The sequence below is a fragment of the Pseudomonas lopnurensis genome (assembly GCF_015070855.1).
GTDB classification, from domain to species: Bacteria; Pseudomonadota; Gammaproteobacteria; order Pseudomonadales; family Pseudomonadaceae; genus Stutzerimonas; species Stutzerimonas lopnurensis.
Genome location: NZ_JADDIX010000089.1, coordinates 1 through 18612, shown reverse-complemented (window position 1 = coordinate 18612; position 18612 = coordinate 1). Strand labels below are relative to the sequence as shown.

General features: G+C 64.2%; 14 protein-coding genes. All 14 read left to right on the top strand.

All coding sequences use genetic code 11. The features are described from left to right. Nucleotides 1-541: 541 nt before the first annotated feature. Entirely contained in the window at nucleotides 542-1936 is a 1395-nt protein-coding gene (locus IN820_RS18385; protein WP_193682342.1) for an SrfA family protein, read from the top strand. Between the two features lie 16 nt (nucleotides 1937-1952). Beyond that, entirely contained in the window at nucleotides 1953-5015 is a 3063-nt protein-coding gene (locus tag IN820_RS18380) for a virulence factor SrfB (RefSeq protein WP_193682341.1), read from the top strand. Next, on the top strand, nucleotides 5012-7720 hold the full coding sequence (locus IN820_RS18375; protein ID WP_193682340.1) for a putative virulence factor: 2709 nt from the start codon (nucleotides 5012-5014) through the stop codon (nucleotides 7718-7720). The genes IN820_RS18380 and IN820_RS18375 overlap by 4 nt, the downstream gene beginning before the upstream one ends. A 3-nt stretch (nucleotides 7721-7723) precedes the next feature. Further along, nucleotides 7724-8770, top strand: a complete 1047-nt coding sequence (locus IN820_RS18370) for a flagellar basal body-associated FliL family protein (protein ID WP_193682339.1) — start codon at nucleotides 7724-7726, stop codon at nucleotides 8768-8770. After that, nucleotides 8767-10761, top strand: coding sequence for a vWA domain-containing protein (locus IN820_RS18365; protein WP_193682338.1), 1995 nt, complete (start codon nucleotides 8767-8769; stop codon nucleotides 10759-10761). Before IN820_RS18370 ends, IN820_RS18365 begins: the two co-directional genes overlap by 4 nt. A gap of 3 nt (nucleotides 10762-10764) precedes the next feature. Next, complete coding sequence (locus IN820_RS18360) at nucleotides 10765-11463, top strand: ABC transporter ATP-binding protein (RefSeq protein ID WP_193682337.1); 699 nt, start codon at nucleotides 10765-10767, stop codon at nucleotides 11461-11463. Next, nucleotides 11447-12670 carry an FtsX-like permease family protein gene (locus IN820_RS18355; protein WP_207793695.1) on the top strand — a complete coding sequence of 408 codons (1224 nt, stop codon included), beginning with the start codon at nucleotides 11447-11449 and terminating at the stop codon, nucleotides 12668-12670. The genes IN820_RS18360 and IN820_RS18355 overlap by 17 nt, the downstream gene beginning before the upstream one ends. An 85-nt stretch (nucleotides 12671-12755) precedes the next feature. Further along, the gene (locus IN820_RS18350) at nucleotides 12756-14201 is read left to right on the top strand and encodes a formylglycine-generating enzyme family protein (protein WP_193682343.1); all 1446 of its coding nucleotides are present in this window, start codon (nucleotides 12756-12758) and stop codon (nucleotides 14199-14201) included. Nucleotides 14202-14242: 41 nt separating this feature from the next. Next, nucleotides 14243-14977 (top strand): hypothetical protein, encoded by a 735-nt coding sequence (locus IN820_RS18345; RefSeq protein WP_193682336.1) that lies wholly within the window; start codon nucleotides 14243-14245, stop codon nucleotides 14975-14977. A 10-nt stretch (nucleotides 14978-14987) separates the two neighbouring features. Beyond that, the gene (locus tag IN820_RS18340; protein ID WP_193682335.1) at nucleotides 14988-15482 is read left to right on the top strand and encodes a hypothetical protein; all 495 of its coding nucleotides are present in this window, start codon (nucleotides 14988-14990) and stop codon (nucleotides 15480-15482) included. Nucleotides 15483-15542: 60 nt separating this feature from the next. Further along, the gene (locus tag IN820_RS18335; RefSeq protein WP_193682334.1) at nucleotides 15543-16790 is read left to right on the top strand and encodes a vWA domain-containing protein; all 1248 of its coding nucleotides are present in this window, start codon (nucleotides 15543-15545) and stop codon (nucleotides 16788-16790) included. 91 nt (nucleotides 16791-16881) lie between these two features. Further along, a complete protein-coding gene (locus tag IN820_RS22880; protein WP_193682333.1) occupies nucleotides 16882-17925 on the top strand; it encodes an LppP/LprE family lipoprotein in 1044 nt (347 codons plus the stop codon). Between the two features lie 134 nt (nucleotides 17926-18059). Then, nucleotides 18060-18266 carry a hypothetical protein gene (locus IN820_RS18325; protein WP_193680639.1) on the top strand — a complete coding sequence of 69 codons (207 nt, stop codon included), beginning with the start codon at nucleotides 18060-18062 and terminating at the stop codon, nucleotides 18264-18266. Between the two features lie 83 nt (nucleotides 18267-18349). Further along, nucleotides 18350-18612: LysR family transcriptional regulator (locus IN820_RS18320; RefSeq protein WP_193680640.1), on the top strand; the 263-nt coding region annotated here is incomplete at its 3' end.

The window sequence follows — 18612 nt, the reverse complement described above, 5'->3', positions numbered from 1 at the left end:
ACAACATAATGCTCAGTGAGTTAACAAACTAACCAAACAGGCCACTAGTGGTCAAAAAGCGCATCGGCAGATTTCATTTTTTGTGCCCAGGTTTAGTCACGGCAGATTATGTGAAGCCACATTACCGCGAAACGCTCAAAGCCTTTACCGCATGGCTTATAGTCACTTTTAAGGTCATGTCGGTCCTTTTCTTGGATCGGGTCTCTTCCGAATGCACCCTTCCAAGACATAATCGTCCCACTGAACCTCTCTCAGCGACTTCTACGAGCCCACCCCGCTTCACCGGCGGCATAACGGGTGCTGTACCTGTGCCCAGAATGCGCTGGCCTTGGTGAAAACCTGAGCCCGTTGTTTTTGGCATAAGCCAGTTTTTGACCACTCCCGACTCCTGCCATCTCGTATAGCCAATGCAAGGCCAAGCTCGACCATCGCCGATAGTGGCAAATTGACGTGCTAGGCTGTTTGCCATTACTGTTCGTTGCAATTTGTGACGGAGTGCAAACTCCGCTTCGGCGCTGTATTGATCGAATTTGGAGCAAGGATGCGCGGTGCATTGCTACGCAGTGGTAAAAGCGAGACTTTTACCGCTTTGGGGGAGACTGGGCAGCCGGTCTATCGGGCCGCCCTGCAACTGCGCGAGGCCATTCGGCGCAAGGATCCGAGTCTCGTCGACCACTTGGCGATACCGCAGAGCGACGAGCTGGGCAATCAGATCGACTGGTACAGCGGCATCACCGGCGATGTGATTCCCTGGACCTCGGCCACCGAAGAAGAGCGTGCTCCGGCGCGGCAGCAGCTGGAAAAGCTCAAAACCGCGCTGGACGATCTCAGCGCCCGCTTCCTCGGCAGCGATCCGGCTGACCAGCAGGGCGACAAGGCGGTGTTCGGCAAGCTGCTCAAGCGGGTCATCTATTTCCCCGATGAAAGCTTCGTTTATCTGGTAAATGGCAAGCCGGTGCTGACCTTCTGGGGCTTTCAGCATGCCGATGCCGACCGCAGCCTGGAACCGCTGCATTGCCTGTATCCACGCAGCGAACCGGCACCCAACGCACCCTTGATACCGACATCTGCTGCGGCTGTGGCCGCTCCGCTGGCGGTCGCGGTCGAGCCGGCACCTGTCGTGGCCCGCCCCTGGTGGCGGCGCTGGTGGTGGCTGTGGCCCCTGCTGCTTCTATTGCTGGCGCTGCTGTTGCTCAGCCTGCTACGCGGCTGCATGCCGAATGCAAGTTTGCCGGGAATGCCACAGGTAGACCTGCCAACCCTGTCCACGCCAGAACTGCCGACTGTCTCGCTACCGGGTGGCGGGCTGGGTCTGAACGGCTCCGCTGGCGCCGGCAATGGCGGGGCCGGCGGTGCGCCTGGTTCGCCCGAGTTGCCGGAGGGCAGCGGAGCGTCACCAGCACCCGAGCCTGCCGGGCCGGCTAACGAACCGGAGCCGAACGAGGAGCCCGCTGAAGAGCCGCCAGCCCCGCCTGAGCCGGAAGCTGAACCAGAGCCTGGGCAGCCGACTGATGAACCACAGGCCGATCCGTCCCAGCCGCCACAACTGCCCCAGGACCCGCAAGAGCCGCTGAGCATTCCCGAACAGGCCAGCAACGGTCCGGCGGACTTTCTCAATGGCGACTGGCGCGCCGGTGCGGGCATACAGGATCGCCGTACAGGCAAGCCGCTGCGCCTGCAATACCGCTTCGATGACGGCAAGGGCGAAGTCACGGTGCGCCGGCCGGATGGCGTGGACTGCTCCGGCCCGGTCACCGCTGCCATGAACAACGGCAGCCTGGCAATCGACAGCCAGGGCCAGGCCGCCTGTGCCGATGGCAGCAACTACGACATGCCGCAGGTCACCTGCGCCAAAGGCGCACAGAGCATCGCGGACTGCACCGGCAGCTACGGAAACGAACGCTTCCCGATGTCCATGCGCCGCGCTGGCGAATAAGACTGGATGAACCCCAATGTTGCCTGAAGTCACCCAATTCGAAGACACCGTTACCCTGATCAGCGACACCGGCATCCAGTTCATGGATTTCGCCCTTTCGCTGGACCTGCGCAAGGAGCCGCCGGGCGAATTCGCTCCGCTGACCAGCGGCCTGCTGACGCGCCTGCTGTACAACGAGGAAAAGGACTTCTACTTCTACGAGCCCGAACCGGAGAAGATCGAGAAGACCAAGCCCGTCTTCAGCATCGACATGAAGAGCAGCCTGGACCTGCTCGACGGCCTCTGGCTGCCGATCCCATTCTTCCGCTTCATGCCGCCCCATCGCTACGACGAAGGCCCGAGCAACTGGGCGCGCATGCGGCTGGTCAGGCTGCCCGCACCAGACATCGACGGCAACAGCCATCGCCTGACGCTGGCCTTCGACAGCCGGGTCATGCCCCGCCAGGACGGCACCGCGTACCTCGCGCCCAACCAGGAAGATGTCAGCTCCGGTGTCGCCTTCCGCCTGGCCTGCAATATCCGCGACACCCGCTGGTTCCTCGACCAGGGCTGGGTCAGGGAATGGCTGCTGGAAGTCTTCCGCGAAGGCAACGCTCATCGTCCGCGCGATGAAGTCGACATCGAGGTGCGTGACAACCATCACCTGGCGCATTACCTCAACCTGCTCAGCCTGATGGCGCAACCCGTGCCCGCGCAGCAGACCAACGCCCGCGCCAAGGTGGAGATTCCGGAAATCAAGGTCGTCGCCAACGAGGTCAACGGACAGGTCAAGCCGATCCCCGTGGATCTGGTGTTGGACGTCGGCAACTCGCGTACCTGCGGCATCCTGATCGAGAACCACGGTCAGGCCGGCTCGGGCCTCAAGCACAACTATGTGCTGGAACTGCGCGATCTGATCACCCCCGAACACACCTATAACCAGCCGTTCGAAAGCCGCGTGGAATTCGCCCAGGCCTCGTTCGGCAAGGACCAGTTCTCGGTCAAGAGCGGTCGCCACGACGCCTTCCAGTGGCCCACCATCGCCCGCGTCGGCAGCGAGGCCGGACGCCTGGCCAGCCGCCGACGCGGCACCGAAGGTTCGACCGGCCTGTCCAGCCCCAAACGCTACCTGTGGGACGAAAATGCCTACGGCCACGGCTGGCGCTTCAACTGCTCCTATATCAAGGGCGACAGCGAACCCTATGCCACCGCTGCGCCCTTCTCGCACCTGATCAACGAAACCGGCGAGGCGCTGTACAGTCTCGACGAGGATGACCGCCTGCCGGTGTTCATGCCGCGCTACTCGCGCAGCTCGCTGATGACCTTCATGTTGGCCGAGGTGCTGGCCCAGGCGCTGTCGCAGATCAACAGCCCGGCCCAGCGCTCGCGCCAGGGCCACACGCGCACGCCGCGCCAGCTCAACAGCATCATCCTCACCGTGCCGCCGGGCATGCCCCAGGCCGAGCGCAGCATCCTCAACGAGCGCATGTTGCAGGCCATCGGCCTGGTCTGGAAAAGCCTCGGCTGGCATGCTGGCGAGGAAGACCCAAACGAGGAAGAAGTCAGCAGCGCACGCACGCCGATCCCGAGCATCCGCGTCGAGTGGGACGAAGCCTCCTGCGGCCAGTTGGTCTACCTCTATACCGAGGTCAACGAGAACTTCGCCGGCCACCCGGAAGAGTTCTTCGCCACCCTGGCGCGGCCCGACAAGGCCGATCGCGAGCGCATCACCCTGGCCACCATCGACATCGGCGGCGGCACCACCGACTTGGTGATCACCGACTACCGCCTGGACCGCGCCGGCAATGGCGGCAGCGGCAGCAACGTGCATATCGTGCCGGAACAGCGCTTCCGCGACGGCTTCAAGGTGGCCGGCGACGACATTCTGCTGGACGTGATCCAGGACTTCATCCTGCCCAGCTTCGAGAAGGCCCTGCGAGTTGCTGGGGTGTCCAGCCCGAACGCGCTCATGTCGCGCCTGTGCGGCGACGAGTCGGTCAGCGTGCAGGACGGCATCCTGCGCCAGCAACTCAACCTGCAGGTCTTCACCCCACTGGGGCTGGCGCTGCTCAAGGCCTACGAACAGTACGACCCGGAGCACCCGCAGGAGGTCATCAGCCAAAGCTACGCCGAACTGCTCGGCGAGCAGTCGGTGAATGACAGCGTCTGGGAATACGTCAGCAGCGCGGTACGCCGCGAAGTGGGCGGCCAGACGCCATTCGATCTGCTGCAGGTGCCGATCAGCTTCGACCTGCAGCAACTGCACGCCGCCTTCCTCAACGACAGGATCAACCTGACCAAGACGCTCAGCGCCCTGTGCGAAGTGATCTTCCACTATCCCTGCGACATGCTGCTGCTGACCGGTCGGCCCTCGCGCCTGCCGGGCGTGCAGGCGTTCATCCGCAAGATGCTGCCGCTGCCACCGGGGCGCATCCTGCCGCTGCAGAACTACCGCACCGGCGGCTGGTATCCCTTCCACAAGAGCGGCCTGATCGACGACCCGAAAAGCACCGCCTCGGTCGGCGCCATGCTCTGCCTGCTATGCGCCAACCACAGCGTGCCGAACTTCTATTTCCGTTCGGCGGCGCTCAAGCCCTACTCGACCATCAAGCACATCGGCGTGATCGACCTGAACAACTTCATCAAGGACGCCGACGTGCTCTACCGCAACATCGCCTCGCATGAGGGCATGATCAGCCTGCCGTTGATCGGTGAAGGCGATGACGCCGACACCCCGCAACTGGTCATGCGCGGCGACCTGCGGCTGGGCTTCCGCCAACTGACCGCCGAGCGCTGGGCCGCTTCGCCGCTGTACAGCCTGCGCTTCACCAAGGCGGGCCGCGAGAAGTTCTCCCGCGCCGGCGAGCAGGGTGAAGCGCCGCTGCTGAAGATTCGCTTCCAGCTCGACACGCGCGACCGGCGCACCCGCAAGCAGGGCCTGATCAGCGACCGGCTGGCCATTGCCAACGTCGAATCCAACAGCAGCAGGGTCGTGTTCAACCCGCGCAGTGACCTGGAGCTTGAGCTGAACACCATGCTCGACGCGGGACTGAGCGACACCAAGTATTGGCTGGACAGCGGAAGTGTGAAGCGCAAATGAGCAACCTGACCCCCAAGCAGACCCAACTGAGCACCGCCTGGGCGGCCATTCACGAAGGCGCCGGCCAGGCCCTGGAGTGGATTCGCGAAGTGCGTGGCAACGCACCCCGCCTGGACAGCGAGGCCGATAGCTTCAACCTCAAGTTGCACCGTGCGCGCAACCTGGCGCGCAGCCTTGGCCGGGTAGCCGGCACGCCCATGACCATCGGCTTCTTCGGCTTGTCCCAGGCCGGCAAGTCGTACCTGATCTCGGCGCTGGCCGCCAACCAGCAGGGCAAGCTGGAAACCCTCTATGGCGATACCCGCCTGGACTTCATCAAGCACGTGAACCCGCCGGGTGGCGGCAAGGAGGCCACCGGCCTGGTCACCCGCTTCAGCCGCACCGCCCAGTCGGGGCCGGCCAGCCATCCGGTGGAACTCAAGCTGTTCAGCGAGATCGAGTTGGCCAAGATTCTGGCCAACGCCTGGTTCAACGACTTCAACCAGGAACTGGTCGATTACGAACTCGACGAGCCACGCATCACCCGCATCCTCAAGCCCTTCGAAAGCGGCGCCGCAAATGCCGCGCAGGCCGGGGTCAACGCCGATGACGTGGTGTCGCTGTGGGATTACCTGCGCGACAACTTCGAGAAATCGATTCGCAAGCTGGAGCACCACTACTGGCCACGGGCGATGGAGCTGGCGCCGCGCCTGAGCTGTACCCAGCGCGCCGAGCTGTTCTCGATTCTCTGGGGCGAGCAGCCGGAGCTGACCAATCTCTATATCCAGCTGGCCTCCACGCTGCAGCGCCTGGGCCATGCGCCACGGGTGTTCGCACCGCTGAGCGTGCTGGTCACCCGTGACGGCGAAGGCTATTCCCAGCGCGACAGCATCATGAACGTGGACATGCTCGAACGCCTGGGCAGCAGTCGCGATCTGCCGGTCGATGTCTGTCCGGCGCCGGGCGAAAGCCTGCTGCCGGCGGTGGGCATTCCGGTGGTGCAGCTGGCCGCGCTGACCGCCGAAATGATCTTTCCGCTGGTCAATCCGACGTGTGATCCGCAGGTGGAACAGGTCGACCTGCTGGACTTCCCCGGTTATCGCGGGCGCCTGGGCATCCGTTCGGTCAGCGAAGCCGGCAGCCAGGCCAGCGCCCAGGGCGGCAACCCCGTTTCCCAGCTGCTGCTGCGCGGCAAGGTCGCCTACCTGTTCGAGCGCTACACCGACAGCCAGGAAATGAACAGCCTGGTGGTCTGCACCAGCTCGTCCAAGCAGATCGACGTCAAGGATGTCGGCCCGGTGCTGACCCGCTGGATCGAAAAGACCCAGGGCGCCACCGCCCAGGAGCGCGGCAAGCGCACTCCCGGCCTGATCTGGGCGCTGACCATGTTCGACATGCAGATCGGCACCATGCTCGAGCAGGACGAAAACATGGTCCGCGAAGGCTGGGAAGGCCTGCTGAAGAAGACCATGCTGGAGCGCTTCGGCCAGTACGAGTGGATCCAGAACTGGGCCGGCCAGCCGTTCAGCAATACCTATCTGGTGCGCAAGCCGCGCCTGCCGATGGCCACCTTCGTCGAGATGGCCGAAGAAACCTACGACGAACTGGGCATGGTTTCCCGCTATCAGGCGCAATTGCAGCTGCTGGGGCGGACCTTCGTCGCCGCTCCAGCCGTGTGCGAGTACATCGCCCAGCCGGGCGAAGCCTGGGCGGCGATGATGGCGCTGAACGATGGCGGCATCCAGCGCATCAGCCAGTACCTGGGCCGGGTCGCCCACCTCGACTTCAAGCTCAACCGCATCGAGGAACAGCTGGAACGCTGCCAGGCTGACCTGCTGCACAGCCTCAACGGCTGGTACCACAAGGATGGCGAAGGCGCGCTGGCGCTCAAGCGTGCCCAGGCACAGATGATCCTGCAGGACCTGGGTCGCAGGCTGCCGGTACTCGGCGAGCTGATCGACCATCTTCAACTGCCCGGCGACAACGTGCGCGACCTCTATCTGAGCGGCGCCTACGAGGTGGAAGAGGACGCCAGCGAAAGCACCGAGGAGGTTGCCCAGGCCGCGCCGCAGAGCCTGTACGGCAACGATGGCGGCTTCGACTTCGGCGAGGTGTTCGGCACCGCCAACGGCGCGCAAACATCAGCAGCCAAGGTGGCAGCGCCGCACCAGCAAAGCAGCGAGCACCGCTTCGCCCGGGCCGTCTTCAAGGCCTGGATCAGCCATCTGCGTGAACTCGGCAACCGCCAGAACCTGCTGACCCTGCTGGGCCTGGATCGCAAGGTGGTGGAGGCCGTGGTCGACGAACTCATCACTGCGGCCTATCGCCTCGACGTGCCCGAGCAGATCAGCCGTGCCCTGCTGCTGCGCGCCCAGAGCGGAACGCGCCGCGATCAGCTGGTGCAGCGTCAGGTACTGACCGTGCAATTGGTGCTGCACGACTACGTGTCCTGGTTCGGCAACTTGCACAAGCCCGTGGACGCCCGGCCCAAGAGCCTGATCGGCAACAAGGATCACCTGTTCGCCTTCTATCGCCACCCGCAGCCGGGCCAGTTGCCCGAACTGCCTGTGCAGCCGGTCGACCAGTCCAGGCTGTTCCTCGGCGACTGGCTGTCCGGGTTGGCCTGCATCACCCAGGACAACGCCGGGCACAGCGCCGGACGCGAAATCACGATTGAACAGAACGAATGGCTGGGCCGTGTGCTGCAGTCATTCCAAGCGAGATAAGACATGCCCATACGTGTTGACCTGCTGGCCCTTGAGCCAAATATCCCCGGCCAGGCCCGACTGGCGGTGAAGAAATGGCGCGGCGCCAGCGAGAAACTGGAGTTTTCCATCCAGCGCAACCAGGACCAGCTTTACCTGCAAGGCGATCGGCACTGGAGCAACAATCCGTTCTGGTTCCAGGTGCCGCGCTTCAAGCAGGGTGCCGACGAGGATGTGCTGGAAACCCCGGTCGGTCCCGAGGTGGTCGATCCTCTGCTCGAAGGCAGCGGCAGCTCCAATTACCGTATCGAGCTGCGCGAACTCGATGGCGGTCTCGTCGATCAGGGCGTGGTGCGCCCCGGCCAGGGCCTGCTGTCGTCGATTGCCGGTGGCGAAACACGCGCTCTCTATGATGGCGGCAACCTGAGTGCCGTACCTGAGACGCCTGCTGTGGAAATTCCTGACCTGCCGACGCTGGAGCTGCCCGAGCCGCAGCCTGCCGCGGAGCCGATCAGCGTCGAGCCCGAGCCGGTCGTCGCAGAGCCTGTCAGCTCCGAGCCAGCGGCGAAGGAGCGCAGCCTGCTGCCGCTGATTCTGGGCGTGCTGGTTTTGCTGGCAATCGCCCTGGGCCTCTGGTTCTGGCTGAAGAAACCGGCAACCGAAGCGCCGCTCGAGACGCCGCCGGTGGCAACCGAATCCGCTGCAGTCAGTGAGCCGGTCGCGGCAGGTCCCTGCACGCTGGAAAGCATGGCCAGCCAGAGCGAGCTGAGCTTCGTGCAGAACTGCATCCGCGAGGCACCGGACAGCGCCGCGCTGCTGGAGATCATCGCCACTGCCAAGCAGGCCGGGCATTGCGGCATCGCCCAGCGACTGTACGCCAACCGCGCCCAGGCCGGCGACGTCCAGATCGCCCATGCCTATGCGCGCGAATACGATCCCCAGTTCCACCAGCCCAGCACCTGCTTCGCCGAGCCGGATGCCGCCACTGCGGCCTATTGGTACGAAACCATCCTCGCCTCGGCCCCGGATGACGCCCAGGCCCAGCAACGCTTCGAGGAGCTGCAGCCGTGAGCCTGCGTATTTCCTGTGCAACCCTGCTGGCGCTGTGTGCCTGCGCCAGCTTGCAGGCGGCGGACAAGCCTCTGCTGCAAGAAGGCAAGCAGACCCTGTTCCAACGCGTACTGACCACTCCCAACTGCCAGCTGAGCGCCAGCGCCGGTGGCAATGGCGAAGCCCAGCCGGCATTCAGCCGTTTCTATGTCTACGAGCGGGCTCAGGCCGGCAATGCCGAGTGGCTACGCGTCGGCCCGGACAGCTATGGCAAGACCATCGGCTGGCTGCCCGCCGCCTGTACCGTGGACTGGAAGATGCAGCTGACCCTGGCCTTCACCAACCCGGCCAATCGTGACCGCCTGCTGTTCTTCAAGGAGCGCCCGACGCTGGAAGGCATCCTCGATGCACCGGACCCGGTCAGCCATGTCGCGCCACTGCGGGCCAAGCTCAAGCAGGGCCAACCGGCGCCGGGCGTGCTGGCCCAGGAGCCTGAATTCTTCGTCGATCTGCAGAAGCAGTTCTACCTGCTGCCGGTGCTCAGCGGCGAAGAGGTGATGAGCGAGGAAGGCTTCCGCATGCGCCTGCTCAACGTCGCCTCGGTGAGCAAGGCCGAAACCCAGTCCGCCGCCAGCGGCAACGCGACGGGCACGGCGAGCGCAGCCGGCGGCACCAGCCAGCCGGCCATCACCAGCCAGCTCAAGGAGTTCAGCGCGGCGGTGGTGTTCGTCATCGACTCGACCATTTCCATGGACCCCTATATCGAGCGCACCCGCGAGGCGATCAAAAAAGTCTACGCGCAGATCGCCGTGGAAAATCTCGGCAAGCAGGTCAAATTCGGCCTGGTCGCCTTCCGCTCCAGCACCCAGGCCGTACCGGGCCTGGAGTACGTCAGCAAGATGTACGCCGACCCCAACAAGGTCAAGGACGGCGCCGACTTCCTGAGCAAGGTCGCCGATCTGCGGCAGGCCAGGGTATCGAGCAGCAGCTTCGACGAAGATGCCTACTCCGGGGTCATGCACGCCATCGACCAGGTCGACTGGAGCCAGTTCGGCGCCCGCTACGTGGTGCTGATCAGCGACGCCGGCGCCATCGACGGCGACAGCAAACTGTCCGGGACCGGGCTCAACGCCGAACAGGTACGCATCGAGGCCAGCAACCCTGGCGTGGCGATCTATACCCTGCACCTGAAGACCGCCGCCGGCCTGAAGAACCACGGCAAGGCCGAGGCCCAGTATCAGGCCCTCTCCACCTATCCGGGCACCAACACCTCGCTGTATTACCCGGTCAATGCCGGCGATCTGGACGCCTTCGGGCGCAAGGTCGATGCCCTGGCCAGCGCCATCACCAGTCAGGTCAAGGCCGCCTACATGGGCGACGAGGCCATCGGCAGCGCGCTCAATGCCAAGGCGGAACCGCAGGCCGCAAGCAGCGAAGAGCAGAAGATGCTCGACGACGCCGCCCTGATCGGCCACGCCATGCAGCTGGCCTACCTCGGACAGAAGACCGGGACCCAGGCGCCGCCCGTGTTCCAGGCCTGGATCAGTGACCGCGACCTGATCAAGCAGAACCTGCCGACCACCGATGTGCGTGTATTGCTGACCAAATCCCAGCTCAGCGACCTCAGCGACGTGCTCAAGCAGATCCTCGATGCCGCCAACCAGGGCCTGATCTCGCCCAGCGAAATGTTCGAGCGCCTGCGCTCGTTGGCCGCGACCATGGGCGCCGACCCCAACCAGCTGAAGCAGGGCGACAACACCCGCCTGGCGGAGCTGGGCATGCTCGGCGAATACCTGGAAGACCTGCCGTACCAGAGCGAAGTGCTCAACCTGGACGAGGAAACCTGGAAGAGCTGGGACGGCCTGGCCCAGGAGAAATTCATCCGCACCCTGAGCACCAAGCTGCGCCATTACCAGCGCTACAACGCGGACGTGGACCGCTGGGTGGCCCTGGCCAAAAACAGCGACGCACGCGACAACGTGTATCCGGTGCCACTGGAAATGATGCCCTGATCCATGCTCGACATTCAGGGACTACGTGTCGCACGGGGCACCGGTGCGCAGGCGCATCGCGTCTGCCTGCCGGCGCTGCAGCTGGGGCATGGCGAGATTCGTGCCATCACCGGTGAGAGCGGCTGTGGCAAGAGCACCCTGCTCGAAGCCATCGGCCTGCTGCTCGCCCCACAGCAGTTGACGCACTACCGGCTGGGGCGCGAGCGTCTGGATATCCGTCAGTTGCTGCAAAACGATGACCAGCCGGCGCTGGCGGCAGTGCGTTCGCGCCAGCTGGGGTTCGTCCTGCAGAGCGGCGGCCTGCTGCCTTTTCTCAAGGTGCGCGACAACATCGGCCTGCCGCGCCGCCTGCTCGGCCTGCCCTCGCGCAGCGCCCATGTGGAAAAGGCCCTCGACGTGCTGCGCCTGCAACCCTTGCTCGACAAGTACCCCCAGGCCCTGTCCATCGGCGAACGACAGCGCGTGGCCTGCGTGCGGGCCATCGCCCATGAGCCGCAACTGCTGCTGGCCGACGAACCCACTGCAGCACTCGACCCGCTCAATGCACGGCGACTGTTCGAGCTGCTGCTGAGCCTGGTGCGAGAACTGGGTCTGACCGCGCTGGTGGTTTCCCACGACTGGGCGCTGATCGACGAATTTGGCCTGGCGCGGCTGGCCGCCGTCAGCCGCGAAGGGGAGACAGGCTTTGTCCCTGCGGCTTGATCGCTTCGCCCTGCTCGGCAGGCTGGCACTGAGCGACCTGTGGCACGACCGCAAGGTATCGCTGTGCGTGGCCGCCTCGCTGGTGGCGGTGATCGCCCCGCTGCTGCTGCTGTTCGGCCTCAAGCATGGCGTGGTCAGCCAGTTGCAAGACGAGCTGCTGCGCGATCCACGCAACCTGGAAATCAAGCTGCTGAGCAGCGGCAGCTACGACACGGCCTGGCTCACGCAGCTGCAACAACGCCCGGAAACCGGCTTCGCCATCGGCCAGACCCGCTCGCTGAACACCCAGGCCGACCTGCTGGGCGCCAACCGGCGCTTTGTCGAGAATGCCGAAATCATCCCCACCCAGGCCGGCGATCCGCTGCTCGACACGCCGCTGAGCGCCCTGCGCGGCAACCAGGTGATCCTCAGCGCACGCGCCGCAGAACGCCTGGCCATCCAGGCTGGAGATTCGCTGCAGCTACGGGTCACGCGCCGGCTGAACGGCGTCAACGAACGCGGCGAACAGCAACTGCAGGTGCTGGCGGTGCTCGACCCGGCGCGCTTCGGTCGCCCCGCCGCCTTCGTCGCCGCCGAACTGCTGCTGGGGCTGGAACGCTTTCGCGATGGCTATCAGGTGCCCGCGCTGGGCGCGCACAGCGGCAATTCCGCCGAAGGTCTGGCGCCCGGTTACGCCCGCGCCCGGTTGTATGCGCGCGACATCGACAGCGTGGCGCCGTTGGAACGCTGGCTGAACGCACAACACATCGAAACCGCCAGCCGCCTGGCCGAGATCGACGCGGTCAAGGCCATCAATCATGTGCTGGGGGTGATCTTCGGGGTGATCGCCGGCGCTTCGCTGGTGGGCTGCATCGCTTCGCTGATCGGCGCCTTCCTCGCCAACATCGACCGCAAGCGGCGCAGCCTGGCGCTGTTGCGCCTGCTGGGCTTCCAGCGTGCGGCGGTGGCCGGCTATCTGGTGCTGCAGGCGCTGTTTCTCAGCGGCGCCGGCTACCTCGGCGGCCTGGCCTGTTATGGCGTCGGCAGCCTGTTGTTCAACCGGCTGCTGGGCAGCAGCCAGGCCACCGGCGCCTTTGTCTGCGACATCACTTTCTGGCACGGGCTGATCGCCCTGTTGCTGGCGCTGCTTGTAGCGGCGCTGGTTGCCCTCATCGGCGCATTGCGCGCCATCAGCATCGAACCTGCGGAGAGTCTGCGTGAACTCTAGAAACTGGTGCCGTTTCCTGCTGTTGCCACTCGGGCTGGCCTGCACCCAAGCCTTCGCCGCCTGGGACGAAAAACACTTCAACCCCATGCCCGCGCCCGACGATGTGGTCCTGCCCATGCCCTGCGACGGCTCCATGGTGTTTCGCAAGGTCCATATCCCGATGGCCGGCCCGCTGGACGACTATCCCATCAGCATCGGCCAGGACAGCGCCGAATGGGGCTACGTCGAGCAGACCCGCCCGGCCTTTATCGCCGGCAGTTTCACCTCCAATGGTTCCGAGAAGTCGCGCTACTACCTGCTGGCCAAGTATGAAATGACCCAGCTGCAATACCGCGCCCTGACCGACGAGAACTGCCCGACGCCCTCCAACAAGCTGCGCCTGCCGGTGGTCGCGGTCAGCTGGCTGGATGCGCTGCAGGTTTCGGACAGATACAACCTGTGGTTGCGCCAGCACGCGGCAGGCAAGCTGCCCAAGGAGGACGGCGCGCTGGGTTTCGTCCGGCTGCCCACCGAGATCGAGTGGGAGTTCGCCGCGCGCGGTGGGCTGGAAGTCGGCACCGCCGAGTTCCGCGACGGTCGCTATCCGATGGCCGAGGGGCTCAACGGCCATGAATGGTTCGCCGGCTCGCAGTCGGCCAACGGCCAATTGCAGCTGTCGGGCCTGCTCAAGCCCAACCCGCTGGGCCTGCACGACATGCTCGGCAACGCCGATGAAATGATCTTCGAGCCCTTTCGCCTGAACAAGCTCGACCGCCAGCACGGCCAGGCCGGCGGCTACGTGGTACGCGGCGGCAACTACCTGACCGCACAAGGCGAGATGCGCACCGCGCTGCGCAAGGAAGAGCCCTACTACAACGCCCAGGGCCAGGTGAAGAACAAGACCACCGGCCTGCGCCTGGCGTTGGTGTCGCCGACCCTGACCTCGCGCGAGCGGGTCGCCAGCATCGAGAGCAGCTGGAAGAAACTCGGCAGCGGCACGGAAGATGGCGCCAAGGACAAGGGCACCGTGCAGACGCTCGAAGCGCTGGCCTCCGGCGTCGAGGACCAAGCCCTGAAGGATCAGCTCAAATCCCTGGAAAACCAGCTGCGCGCCAGCAATCAGCAGCAGGAAGAGGCGCGCGACCAGGCCATTCGCGCCAGCCTCAACCTGGGCGCCTTCCTCTGCACCAAGATGCTCGATGACGGCCAGTACCTGGATTTCCTGCAGAAGAACTACGACCTCAACTGCGCCGCCGACGAGCAGGACCCCAGTTGCCCGATGCGCAAGGCCAAGCTCGACGAGCAGCAGGACCGCTTGCACAAGCTGAGCCGCTACTACGCCAGCAGCCTGGTCGAGTCGGCCACCCTCTACGGCCAGCCGCTGCTGCACAAGCAGCTGCCGGTAATGGAAGAACTCATCGGTCGCAACAAGCAGCTGCAGGAACTCAAGCCCTACCTGCGCACCCACTGGGCCAATCAGAAGACCTTCCTGCAGACCCAGAAGATCGACACTAGCGCCTGGCTGACCAGTTGCAAGGCCGTATCCCGCTAATCAGAAAAAAGCACAACGCCAAACACACAAGGAGCTACAACATGAAACTGAGCCAAGGTCTTTTTTCCAGGGCCGTTCTCGGCTTTGTCATGGCGGGCAGCATTCTGCTGACCGGCTGCGCCAGCACCGGCAGTCTGCTGACCGACAATTCGGTCCCGGCCGCCGACCCGCGTCTGACCCAGGGCAATGATGCCGCGTTCTTCAGCAAATCGGGCTTCACCGCTTGCGCCGGCGCCGCCAGTGTCGGCGTGCTGGCCTGCGCCCTGTCCAATTCCAGCAACAAGGCCACCTGCGCCGTTGTGGCCGGCCTCGCCGCCTGCGGCGTGGCCATGGGCGCCAACTACTACTACGACCAGCGCCGCAGCCAGTACGCCAACACCGCCGAGCGCCTGCAGGTGATGAGCGCCGACATCCAGAAAGACACCGAGAATGTCGTCGCCCGTACCGAAACCATGCAGCGCGTCATCCGTGACGACGAGCAGAGCATCGCCGCCATCCAGCAGTCGATCAAGAGCAAGCAGCTGGACAAGGCCAAGGCCGAGCAGGAACTGGCTGCCGTCGACCAGAACCTGACGCTGATGCGCAAGGAGCTGGCCAATATGCGCAACAAAGTCAGCGAATACGAGAAGACCGCCAAGCTTGAGCGTGAAAGTGGCGCGGGCTCGGACGTGGCCAAGATCGAAGAGGAAATCGGCAAGATGAACCTCAAGGTCGCGGCCCTGCAACAGGAAGTCGATGGCCTCTACAGCCAGCGCTCCGCGATCACCCTGGGCTGAGGCGACGCAGATGACCCTTCGACTGTTGTTTGGTGCCCTCGCGGCGCTGACGCTGGCCGGTTGCGCCACCGCACCGGCCAACTGCAACTCGGCCAACAACGACGCGAGCCTGATCGCCAAGATGCAGTGCGACCACTCCGGCGGTTACAGCGCTCAGATTCGCCAACGCGAACAGGAACTACTCGACGCCCGTGCGGAGAACGAACTGTTCCATCGGGTGTACGAGGAGATCAGCGCACAGCAGCAGGCCACTCGCCAGAGCCTGGACGCCCAGCGCCAGCGGCAGGCCAGCCTGCAGCAGTCGCTGAACAGCCTGTTGAGCCAGCTCAAAAGCCGGCACGCCAGCAAGGGCCAGGTCCAGCAGCAGATCGCCACGCTGGAACAGGACCTCCAGCGCAGCCCAACCAGCGGTGGCAGTGCCGCCGACATCGCCGCGCGCCAGCAGGAACTCAAGGCTCTGCAGCAGAAGGTCAGCCGTCTGCAACTGAGCCTGGGTTACGAGTAACACGGCCCACGGCTTCCAAAGGCCGTCGCTGACGGCCTTCATTTTTCAGGAATTCGCTTCATGCAGCGGGTGACACGCGACTCGGCAACCTATCCCCAGCAGGCGCTATCGGCACTCGACGCCAAGGTCGAACTGATACGCCGGCATTTCCCGCCCAGCGTCGCCAGCCTGTACGCCACGCCGCGAACGGGCGACGACGGAAATCTGCAATGGTGGTCGGAGCTCGCGGGTCAACCGCACCCCTATGCCGAACTGAACGCGGACCAGCAGCGCCGGCTGCTGGAAAAATACCACCAGCGCCAGCATGCCGTCGGCCATCTGGCCAACGAACTGCAGAGCCGTGGTCAGGAGGACACTGCCGCCAGTCTGCGCAGCCTGATCGGCGCACCGGACCTGGCCAATCTCTACAGCCTCAACGACGAACCGCTGGTAGTGCGCTGGGGCCTGCCGCCTCCACCGCATCCGGTCGTGCCGGCGTCACCTCCACTACCGTCCCGCGCAATCCCCGCGCCGCGCAAAGCCTGGTGGCTGCGCCTGCCGCTGTGGTGGCTGCTGTTGCCTTTGCTGTTGCTTGTGCTGCTCTGGCTGCTCTGGTTCTGGCGCGGCTACCTGCTGTATCTGCTCGATCCCACGCCCATGACCCACTATGCCTGCCAGCCCGAAGGCGCGCGACCGCCGGATTTTGCGGTGGTGCTGGATACCTCCGGGTCGATGAACCTCAACATCGACGTCTCGCCCGCAGACGACCTATGGTTCCACAGCACCGGTGTCCACCTGCCCGAGAACAACCCGCGTCGGGCGCGCATTCTCAGCGAGCCAACCCGCCTGACGGTGGCCAAGCAGGCATTCGGCGGCATGCTCGACAATCTGCACCCCGACATCGATACCCGGCTGATCACCTTCGATGGTTGCTACAACCAGATCGACCAGGGCCTGTTCGACCACAACCAGCGGGCTCAGCTCAAGCGCGGCGTGCAGCAGCTCGGCGCCAATGACGGCACGCCGCTGGCCAGCAGCCTGGAGCGCGCCGCCAGTCAGGTCGATGGGCGCCTCCATGATGCGCTGGTGGTGATGTTCGTCGACGGCGAAGACGGCTGCGAGCGCAATGCCTGCGCCGTGTCACGCAGCATCGCCCGCCAGCAACCGCGCCTGCGCGTCAACGTGGTCAACATCAGCGACAGCGAACTATCCAACTGCATCGCCGAAAACACAGGGGGCCGCGTTTATACCGCACGAAACGCAGAAGAGGTAGCGAGCATGCTGCGTGAAGCCAGCGAGGAAGTGGCTACCAACCCGACATGCCCATGAATCCGTCACGGGGCGGTAGCGCCCCAACGACCATTCCAACGCCATCGGCGGCGGTGGGCTTACTTTTTTATCCTGATGCTGGAGTCTTACCGTGAAGTTTTTAATCAAGTGGTGGTTCATCCTGAGCCTGATCTCTTTGGCCTTCTACACGCCGATCTACCTGTTCTCCAATGACGCGGTGGATGCGGTGGAGGAAGCAACCCTCGTTGAGCTGCTGCCTACCGTTGGTATCACCAACCGCGATTACGAGCGCGAATTGGCTCACCTGAAACGCAGCGGCATCGATACCGACAAAGCGTTGGACGATGCACTGGACGACAACCCCCTGATCGAGAATTACGACATCGCCTTGGTCGACAGCGACGAAGCGCGGAAAATCCTGCGGATCGGTGGCTGGACCATGGTTGAGGTCAAGGCTCAGACCCGCAACGGCAATACCATGTCCCTAGTCTTCAGCACCCTGGACAAGAAGTTTCTGAAGCACCCGGCCGGCGTCGGTCCCTTGGTCAGCTTCAATATTTCCAATGGTCAGGCCAGCCACAGTGTCCGTCCCGAAGACATGCAGCTGTACCTGACGGTACTGTTTGCAGATGAGGAAAAAGATGCTCAGGAAGTGATCACCCGACTGGAAGGCTTCCTGCCCGCCAAGGAGCAATATGCCGAACAATATCAGCAGATGTTCCAGGCCATGGGTACGCTGACGGGAACCGCCGCCGAGCCTGCCGCGGCCGAAGCGGCGGTCAGTCTGCAGACGGTGATCGACCGTCATGTCGCCGAAGAAATTGGACGTGAGGGTGGCGATGAATACCGTGACGGGCGCAGCGTGGTGGAAGTGGATATCAATGGTGACGGTGAGCAAGACGCGCTGGTGCTGTACAGCATCGAAGGTCAGGGTGGTGGCAACGGCTCCTTCCAGACCCTGGCGCTGTTCCTCGCACAGAACGGCGGCTATGTGTTCAACGCCAGCGCCGTGGTCAATGGCAGTGCTTCGGACGTGAAACTGCTGGACCGTCAGACCATCGGGGTCAGCACCCTGACCCTGGGTGAAGACGATGCCATGTGCTGCCCAAGCGTCGAGAGCGTGCAGAAGTTTTCCTGGGATGGCCAAGCGCTGCACGACGTAACCCAGAGCTGAGCACGGCTGGGCCAGATGACCATTCGGCGGCCATTCGCGCCGCGGCGATGAACGGACGGGGATCGGGCCTTGCGAAGTGACAAAATGACATCACGGCTGTGCGCAGCCCATTCCGATGATCAGAGCCACTTCCCATGCACGCTGACAAACGCTATTCCATCATTCTCGAACATACTGGCCAGGTCCTGCTCGAACACGCCCCGCTGGCGCAGGTCGAAGCCTTCTGGGACGCCAATGACGCCCTCTACTTCGGCCTGCGCATCGAAGACGAGCAGAGCGACCACGCCCGCGTGTTCGTCACCGACGTGATCCCGGACGAAGAAGACGCCGTCTTCGCATAGGCCACGCGCCCTGGTAGCTACAGGCGGGTCCCGAGCCATCGCTTGTTAGGCATAATCGACTGCCCGCAAGCGGAGCAACGGCCATGCAGATCGACGAAGAACTGACCCTGAAGAAGCTGGAAGTGTTCCTGGCCTTCATGCGCAGCGGCAATCTCGGCAAGGCGGCGGTGGAGCTGAACACCAGCAACGTCAGCGTGCACCGCGCCATCCATTCCCTGGAAAGCGCGCTGCGCTGCCCGCTGTTCAAGCACGAGGGGCGCAACCTGATTCCGCTGGAGAGCGCCTACGTGCTCGAGGAACGCGCCCAGCAGCTGGTCAAGGACGTCCTCGAGACGGTGCGCCAGAC

Excerpts from the sequence above, each read along its gene's own strand:
- IN820_RS18345 (WP_193682336.1), top strand. The coding sequence starts at position 14,243 with ATGAAACTGAGCCAAGGTCTTTTTTCCAGGGCCGTTCTCGGCTTTGTC.
- IN820_RS18360 (WP_193682337.1), top strand. The coding sequence starts at position 10,765 with ATGCTCGACATTCAGGGACTACGTGTCGCACGGGGCACCGGTGCGCAG.
- IN820_RS18335 (WP_193682334.1), top strand. The coding sequence starts at position 15,543 with ATGCAGCGGGTGACACGCGACTCGGCAACCTATCCCCAGCAGGCGCTA.
- IN820_RS18380 (WP_193682341.1), top strand. The coding sequence starts at position 1,953 with ATGTTGCCTGAAGTCACCCAATTCGAAGACACCGTTACCCTGATCAGC.
- IN820_RS18375 (WP_193682340.1), top strand. The coding sequence starts at position 5,012 with ATGAGCAACCTGACCCCCAAGCAGACCCAACTGAGCACCGCCTGGGCG.
- IN820_RS18350 (WP_193682343.1), top strand. The coding sequence starts at position 12,756 with ATGCCCGCGCCCGACGATGTGGTCCTGCCCATGCCCTGCGACGGCTCC.
- IN820_RS18385 (WP_193682342.1), top strand. The coding sequence starts at position 542 with ATGCGCGGTGCATTGCTACGCAGTGGTAAAAGCGAGACTTTTACCGCT.
- IN820_RS18325 (WP_193680639.1), top strand. The coding sequence starts at position 18,060 with ATGCACGCTGACAAACGCTATTCCATCATTCTCGAACATACTGGCCAG.
- IN820_RS18370 (WP_193682339.1), top strand. The coding sequence starts at position 7,724 with ATGCCCATACGTGTTGACCTGCTGGCCCTTGAGCCAAATATCCCCGGC.
- IN820_RS18340 (WP_193682335.1), top strand. The coding sequence starts at position 14,988 with ATGACCCTTCGACTGTTGTTTGGTGCCCTCGCGGCGCTGACGCTGGCC.